The organism is Rhodomicrobium udaipurense JA643 (genome assembly GCF_000636015.1).
Classification (GTDB): domain Bacteria; phylum Pseudomonadota; class Alphaproteobacteria; order Rhizobiales; family Rhodomicrobiaceae; genus Rhodomicrobium; species Rhodomicrobium udaipurense.
On record NZ_JFZJ01000157.1, the window covers coordinates 1 to 6,966 of the forward strand.

Here is a 6,966-nt window from a genome sequence, read left to right on the forward strand (position 1 = left end):
GTCGACGCAGCCCGCCGCCGCGCGGCAGATGATCTTTGTCGCGGCCGTGTTCCTCGGCGGACTGCTGGGAGGTTACGGCGCGACGCTGCTTGCCGGTGATCCCGCGCCGCTCCCCCCGAAAGACACGGACCGGCCCGCCTCGGCGGTGATCGCCCCAACGGCTTGGCCGACCGACATCGCGCGGTTTCACAGCTACTTCCCGCGCGAGACGCTGACGCCCTACCCCGACGCCATCGCGAACCCGGAGCTTATCCGCTTCCAGCTCTCGAAGATCACGGGGCGCGCGCTGACGCCGCCCGATTTCACCCGGCAGGGCTACACGCTCTATCGCGGCCAGACGTTCAACTACCGTCAGGATCGCATGATGCAGCTCACCTATTCCTCGAAGACCGAGCCGCCGATCACCTTTTACGCCCTCCCCGGCACCGAAAGCGGCGACAGCGCCGTCACGGTTCAGACGATTGGCTCGCTCAAGGGCGTCAGCTGGGTCTTCGATCGCGTGCGGTTCTTCATTACGTCGGACAGGAGCGAGGAAGATCTGAAGGTGCTGGCCGCAGTCGCGCAAAGCCAGATGCCGAAGCGGTAAACCGAGCCCGATTTGACGCCAGCCGGTCTAAAGTTGCGCGGAATGCCATGCACTGCGGCGTTAAGCTGCGCGAACGGTGCTTCTTCCGCTTTCCTCGCGAGCGGAGTATGAAGGAGGTGTTAACCGGCCACACCTCACGAGTTCTCAATGTCCTTCCAGAAGCCAGCGTTCGTTCTGACCCTGTCCTGCGCCGATCAATCGGGCATCGTCGCCTCCATCGCCGGGATATTGGCCGAGCACGGATGCAACATCACCGATAGCGCGCAGTTCGGCGACGTGAAGTCGAACCGCTTTTTCATGCGCGTCTCTTTCTCCGCGCCGGACACGATGGACGAGGCGGGCGCGGAACGCATGCTGAAGCCCGTGGTCGACCGCTTCAAGATGACCACGCGGCTGCATCCCGTGGCCGAACGCATGCGGGTGCTGATCCTCGTATCGAAATTCGGGCACTGCCTGAACGATCTGCTTTACCGGCACCGTGTCGGCGCGCTCCCGGTCGAAATCCCGGCCATCGTGTCGAACCATCGCGATTTCTACCGCCTCGCCGCCAGCCACGACATCCCGTTCCATCATCTGCCCATGGCGGCCGATACGAAGGAAAAGCAGGAGCACAAGCTCGCCGAGATCATCGAGGATGAGAAGATCGATCTCGTCGTGCTCGCCCGCTATATGCAGGTGCTGTCCGAAGACCTCTGCCGCACGCTCGAAGGGCGCGCGATCAACATCCATCATTCGTTCCTGCCCAGCTTCAAGGGCGCGAAGCCCTATCATCAGGCGCATATGCGCGGCGTGAAGCTGATCGGAGCTACGGCACATTACGTCACGCCCGCGCTCGATGAGGGTCCGATCATCGAGCAGGAAGTCGCGCGCGTGGATCATTCGATGTCGATCGAGGATCTTGTGAACATGGGCCGCGACGTCGAGAGCCTCGTTCTCTCGCGCGCAGTAAAGTGGCATGTGGAACACCGTATTCTGGTCAACGGCAACCGGACCGTCGTTTTCCGGTGAGAAACGACAAGAATAGCGCGGTAAGTGATCGGTTTTTCTTGATCGGAGTCAACTAGCACTCCACCTGTCGGCTTGGAAAGAATGGCTTAAAGCGACGACACCCGATAAATTCTTTTATGTTTTTTAGATGTTAAGACTGAACAGATTTTTTGTTCCCGCCCATCGATAACAACTCTATATTCAGGCGATCGTATTGTGGATGGTGATGCCATGAAAAAAATTGATAGTCTTATTGTCGACATCCAGTCGGTCATCGAAAAGCTCGCGGAAATAAACGCCCGCCTTCAGGAAATAAAAGATGAGAACGAAGCAATCGAAAGAGCAAGGGACAAGCTTCGTAGCCAGAAAACCGTTAAGAAAAACTCGAACGACAACTGAATTATATAACTACCTATAGTTTGGCCAGCGCACCGGCGCTTTTTCAAATCTCTGATACCCGCGCCGCCCGGCCGGGCTTGTCTACCTGAATGCCATGATTCCCGGCATGTCCGGGGCTTTGGCTGTGCAGCATTTTTCGCTTGTAACGACCGCACCGAACCTGCTCTGTGTGGGCCTCGGAGGCGCGGCCTGGCGACGCGCGACAGGTGACGAGGTCTCATTCCATGATTGCCCTCAGCCGCTATGCGCTCCAGAGCGTCGGGGTGGCGGCGTTCGTTCTCGCGCTGAAATGGCTCGCGGCCGCGCTTACGGGTTCGGTTGCGCTGTGGTCGGACGCGCTTGAAAGCATCATCAACGTCGTGGTTGCCGCCGTCGCCTATTTCGCACTCCGGCTCAGCGCGAAAGGTGCGGACGCCAATCACCAGTTCGGTCATTACAAGGTGGAGTATTTCTCCGCCGTGCTCGAAGGCGCGCTCATCGCCGTAGCGGCTTTAGCGATTTTCCGCGAAGCCACCGCCAGCTTCTTCGATCCGAAGGCGCTCGATGCGCCGATCCTCGGCCTCGCGATCAACGGCGTCGCCACGGTCATCAACGCCGGCTGGGGCTGGCATCTGACGCGCATCGGGCGCCGCGAGCGCTCGCCCGCACTTTATGCCGACGGCCAGCATGTGCTGTCCGACGTTGTTTCGTCGATCGGCGTCATCCTCGGGCTCATCGTCGGCGTCCTGACCGGCTGGCTCTGGCTCGACGCGATCATCGCGGCCTGCGTCGGCGGGTGGATTCTCATGGCAGGCTGGCGGCTCATGAAGGACAGCGTCGGCGGGTTGATGGATGTGGCCGCCGATCCCCGCACGCTCGCCGCCATCAAGGCAACCATCGGAGCGCAGGCAAACGGCGCGCTCGAAGCGCACGATCTGCGCACGCGCGCCGCCGGCCCCGTCACCTTCATCGAGTTCCATCTCGTGGTGCCCGCGACCATGACGGTAAGCGCCGCGCACGACATTTGCGACCGCGTCGAAGCTGCCCTGAACATGGAAGTGCCGGGCGCGCGCGTCACGATCCATGTCGAGCCGGAGGACAAGGCGAAGCATGCGGGGATAAAGACGCGCTCGACGCACGCGTAAAGACGGCGCCTTTCAGCACCTGCGGCGTTACCCCTCGAAACGGCGTTGTTGTGCTCGCCCGTAAGTGGCGGCCAGATCGCGCGCGCGGGCTACGCCATCCGGCAACGCAAACCGATATTGCGCCGACAATTCCAGCAGGAACAAAGCGTCCGGCAGGAAGACCAGCTCTTCCATCAGGCTGAGCCACGGCAGATTTCCCCAGCCGAGCGGCAAATGAAGGTCGCCGAGGCCATAGGCGACGCGCTCGGACGGCACGAAGACGGCCATATCGGCGGGGTCGGCGAAGCAGTCGTGCAGGTGGAGATGCGCCGCCGCACGGCCAAGCGCCCCGGCTTCGGTCACGAAATCTGCACCGTCGGCGGCGCAGGCAAGCGCCGCATGCGCGAAGTCGAGGCAGCCCGTCACGTTCGGATGCGCGATAGCCGCGATCTCGCGTGCGATACGCGACGGAAGCGGCGCGATCCGGCCGCGATCGGGCACATAGATGTTTTCGATGGCAAGGCTCATGCCACCCCGCGCCGCGACATCGGCAAACGCCCGAAACACGTCGCGCTGGCGAGCGTAGGCCGTCTCGATCTGCCCTTCGTCGGCGCGTGCGATATGGCCGGTGTGCATGACGATGCGGAAGACGCCGAGCTCCGCCGCCGCAGCGATGGCCGCTTCCGCAACGATCCGGTGACGGGCGAGGAGGTCCGGCGAGTCCATCGCGTTGACGCCCACCGGGCCATGCGCCGTAAATGCAAACGGCCTCGTCCCGATTGCCTGCGCCAGCCGCTTCATCTGATCGGGCAGCACCCGGCCGCCCGCGATGATATCGAGCGCGAACAGCGGCAGTTCCACGACGCCCACGCCCAGTTCCTCGGCGAGATCCAGATTGCGCCGGAGCGCCTCGAAATCGGGGTCTTCGCATGCCGCACTCGCAAACCCCACCCCGCCAATGACTGCCATCGCGCGCTCCTCCGCTTCCGAATCCGGAAACGATAGCACGGAGGCGCGACCGGTTCAGGCGTTCGCGCGGCCGGCTTTGTAGACCTCGATCATCTCGTGCATCTCGCGCACGCTGTCGTCGAGCGCGTACCAGTAGCGCGGCGGCAGTTCGAGGTTGAAGATGACGTCGGGGCGGAAGGTGAAGCGCTTCATCATCTCCTGCCACGGCAGGTTGCCCCAGCCGATGGGCGCATGCAGATCGCCGATGCCATAGGCGAGCCGTTCGGCGTCCGAGTAGGTGCGGAGCTTCGCCGGATCGCCGAACGAATCATGAATATGCAGGTGGATCGCCACGCGTGCGAGCGCCTCGGCTTCCGCGAGAAAATCCGCCCCCTGCGCCGCGCAGGTGATCGCACCGTGGGAGAAATCGAGACACGCAAATACGCTCGGATGACCGATGGCCTCTATCTCGTGCGCAAGGCGCGACGGCAAGGCGGTCGTTTCGCCATCTGTCGTCGCGAAGACATTCTCGACGGCGACGATGATGCCGTGCTCGGCGGCGACGTCACCGAGCTTTGCGAGATAGTCCCGCTGGTTGCCGAAGGCTGCTTCGATTGCCCGCGAGTCGCTCACCTTCACGACGCCGGTGTGGAAGACGACATGCACCGCGCCGATTTCGGCCGCCGCCTCCACGCTCGCTCGCGCCACGTCGAAGTGACGCTCGGAAAGTTCGCGCTGCATGAAGTTCACCGCGATCGGCCCGTGCGCCGTATAGGAGAGCGCGCGCGGACGCAGCGCTTCTTTAAGGCGGCGTATCTGGCTGGGAATGACGCGGCCGCCCGCAATAAGATCCATCGCGAAAATCGGGATTTCGACGAAATCGACGCCGAGTTCCTGTGCCTGATCGAGATTGCGCCGCAGGTTTTCAAATTGATAGTCGTCTCGAACCGCACTCGAGAAACCGGCTCCACGAACAGCCGCCATTTTTCACCTCTTCCTTTTGGCGCGAAAAATTACGCCGCGCCTGCGAAGCGATGATGACACAGCGATGGGGCGGAGAGGTGGCGCAAACATGCGCGCGGTCTGGCGCGATGGCGGGCGCAAAAAAGGCCGGGCGAGCCCGGCCTTGCTGGCGTTTTTCGCTCGACGGCGCTGCTACTTGAGGCTTGCGCAGAAGCGCTGGATGCGGCGGCCAGCTTCCTCAAGCTCCTTCGCGGATGTCGCGTAGGAGATGCGAAAATAAGGCGAAAGCCCGAACGCCGCGCCGTGGACAACCGCCACGCCCTCGTCTTCGAGAAGCGCCGTCACCACGTCTTCGTCGTTCTCCAGCACCTTGCCGCCGGGCGTCTTCTTGCCGATCAGCCCCGCGCAGGACGGGAAGACATAGAACGCGCCTTCTGGCGTCGGGCAGGTGATGCCTTCGGCGTCGTTCAAGAGCGACACGATGAGGTCACGCCGCTGCTTGAAGTTCTCCGCGCGCACGGGCAGGAAATCCTGCGTGCCGTTCAGCGCCTCGACGCTGGCCCATTGCGAGATGCTCGTCGGGTTCGACGTCGTCTGCGACTGAAGCGTCGTCATCGCCTTGATGAGCGCTTCGGGACCGCCGCAATAGCCGATACGCCAGCCGGTCATAGCATACGCCTTCGACACGCCGTTCACGGTGAGCGTGCGGTCGTAAAGCTTGGGCTCGACCTCCGCAGGCGTCGTGAACGTGAAGCCGTCATAGACGAGGTGCTCATACATGTCGTCGGACAGCACCCACACCTGCGGATGGCGCAGCAGCACGTCGGTCAGCGCCTTCAACTCGTCGCGCGTATAGGCAGCCCCCGTCGGGTTCGACGGATGGTTGAAGATGACCCACTTCGTCCTCGGCGTGATGGCCGCTTCGAGCGTTTCAGGCGACAGCTTGAATTTCGTGCCGATGCCCGCTTCCGCGAACACGCAAGTGCCGCCCGCGAGCAGCACGATGTCCGGGTACGACACCCAGTAAGGCGCGGGGATCACCACCTCGTCGCCAGGGTTCAGCGTCGCCACCATGGCGTTGAAGATGACCTTCTTGCCGCCCGGCGCCGCCATGACCTGGCTCGGCTTGTAGTCGAGGTTGTTCTCGCGCTTGAACTTGGCGCAGATCGCCTGCTTCAGTTCGGGGATGCCGTCGACGTTCGTATATTTCGTCTTGCCGTCGCGGATGGCCTTGATGGCGGCTTCCTTGATGTTGTCCGGCGTGTCGAAATCGGGCTCGCCAGCGCCGAGGCTGATCACGTCCTTGCCCGCCGCTTTCAGCTCGCGCGCCTTGGACGACACGGCGATGGTGGGCGAGGGCTTAACGCGAGCAAGCGCGTCGGACAGGAAGGCCATTATCTTTCTCCAGAAACACGGGAATGCGCACGGCAAACTATGCCTGTCGGGCAAGACGCGCAAGAGCGGTTTCCTTTGATCAATCCCGTTCGTTACTTAAGAAGGAAAACGACGTCGCCCGCTGCGAGACGGCGGACACATTTTTCTGATGCAAGCCAATCTTCTTTCGCTTTACATCGGAAAAGTTCGATGACACCCTTGACCCATGAGCAATGCAACGAAAGGAGGTGATCCGATGTCGAGTGGGATTTCAGCGCTGAAGCAACAGCTTGTGCGTGTCTCAGCGTCGTTGGAGCAGCCTCCGGCGAATGCCTGATGCGTCATAGCGTTGCGCCATTGCATGGCGCAACGGGCTGTGTGACAGCCTATCTCACGGCCGCGAGGAAGCGACACCTCGCGGCTTTTTTGCGTCCTGCGTCCGGGCGGGCCCACGCCAGATCGCTCTCAGCCCCTGCCCTTGTCTCCCGCCGTCAGCAAAAAAACCGCCTGCTGCGCGACGATGTTGTGCATGAAAGCCGGAACACGACTGCCGAGCGGCCGCCCGTTCGGGGACAGCGCGAAGGAGCGCTCGACCCGGGCGCCCGC

7 protein-coding genes are annotated in these 6,966 nt (G+C 62.4%); 4 read left to right on the forward strand and 3 right to left on the reverse strand.

The features are described from left to right. From T281_RS19185 to T281_RS15590, 4 genes are all read left to right on the forward strand, one after another. On the forward strand, positions 1-586 hold a 586-nt coding region (locus T281_RS19185), incomplete at its 5' end, for a hypothetical protein (protein ID WP_037241519.1). A gap of 147 nt (positions 587-733) precedes the next feature. Beyond that, complete coding sequence (purU, locus tag T281_RS15585; protein WP_013418938.1) at positions 734-1,594, forward strand: formyltetrahydrofolate deformylase; 861 nt, start codon at positions 734-736, stop codon at positions 1,592-1,594. A gap of 210 nt (positions 1,595-1,804) precedes the next feature. Then, positions 1,805-1,972 carry a hypothetical protein gene (locus tag T281_RS18930; RefSeq protein ID WP_155955299.1) on the forward strand — a complete coding sequence of 56 codons (168 nt, stop codon included), beginning with the start codon at positions 1,805-1,807 and terminating at the stop codon, positions 1,970-1,972. A gap of 224 nt (positions 1,973-2,196) precedes the next feature. After that, a complete protein-coding gene (locus T281_RS15590; protein WP_037241523.1) occupies positions 2,197-3,096 on the forward strand; it encodes a cation diffusion facilitator family transporter in 900 nt (299 codons plus the stop codon). A 27-nt stretch (positions 3,097-3,123) separates the two neighbouring features. On the opposite strand, the gene T281_RS15595 is transcribed toward T281_RS15590, so the two are convergent. From T281_RS15595 to T281_RS15605, 3 genes are all read right to left on the reverse strand, one after another. Then, a complete protein-coding gene (locus T281_RS15595) occupies positions 3,124-4,044 on the reverse strand; it encodes a sugar phosphate isomerase/epimerase family protein (protein WP_052037576.1) in 921 nt (306 codons plus the stop codon). A 54-nt stretch (positions 4,045-4,098) separates the two neighbouring features. Continuing rightward, positions 4,099-5,007, reverse strand: a complete 909-nt coding sequence (locus T281_RS15600; RefSeq protein WP_052037577.1) for a sugar phosphate isomerase/epimerase family protein — start codon at positions 5,005-5,007, stop codon at positions 4,099-4,101. A 171-nt stretch (positions 5,008-5,178) separates the two neighbouring features. Then, entirely contained in the window at positions 5,179-6,381 is a 1,203-nt protein-coding gene (locus T281_RS15605) for a pyridoxal phosphate-dependent aminotransferase (RefSeq protein WP_037241526.1), read from the reverse strand. Positions 6,382-6,966: the final 585 nt, after the last annotated feature.

Bases quoted from the DNA above. Each gene is read 5' to 3' on its own strand.
- T281_RS18930 (WP_155955299.1), top strand. From the start codon at position 1,805: ATGAAAAAAATTGATAGTCTTATTGTCGACATCCAGTCGGTCATCGAA.
- T281_RS15595 (WP_052037576.1), bottom strand. From the start codon at position 4,044: ATGGCAGTCATTGGCGGGGTGGGGTTTGCGAGTGCGGCATGCGAAGAC.
- T281_RS15605 (WP_037241526.1), bottom strand. From the start codon at position 6,381: ATGGCCTTCCTGTCCGACGCGCTTGCTCGCGTTAAGCCCTCGCCCACC.
- T281_RS15600 (WP_052037577.1), bottom strand. From the start codon at position 5,007: ATGGCGGCTGTTCGTGGAGCCGGTTTCTCGAGTGCGGTTCGAGACGAC.
- purU (WP_013418938.1), top strand. From the start codon at position 734: ATGTCCTTCCAGAAGCCAGCGTTCGTTCTGACCCTGTCCTGCGCCGAT.
- T281_RS15590 (WP_037241523.1), top strand. From the start codon at position 2,197: ATGATTGCCCTCAGCCGCTATGCGCTCCAGAGCGTCGGGGTGGCGGCG.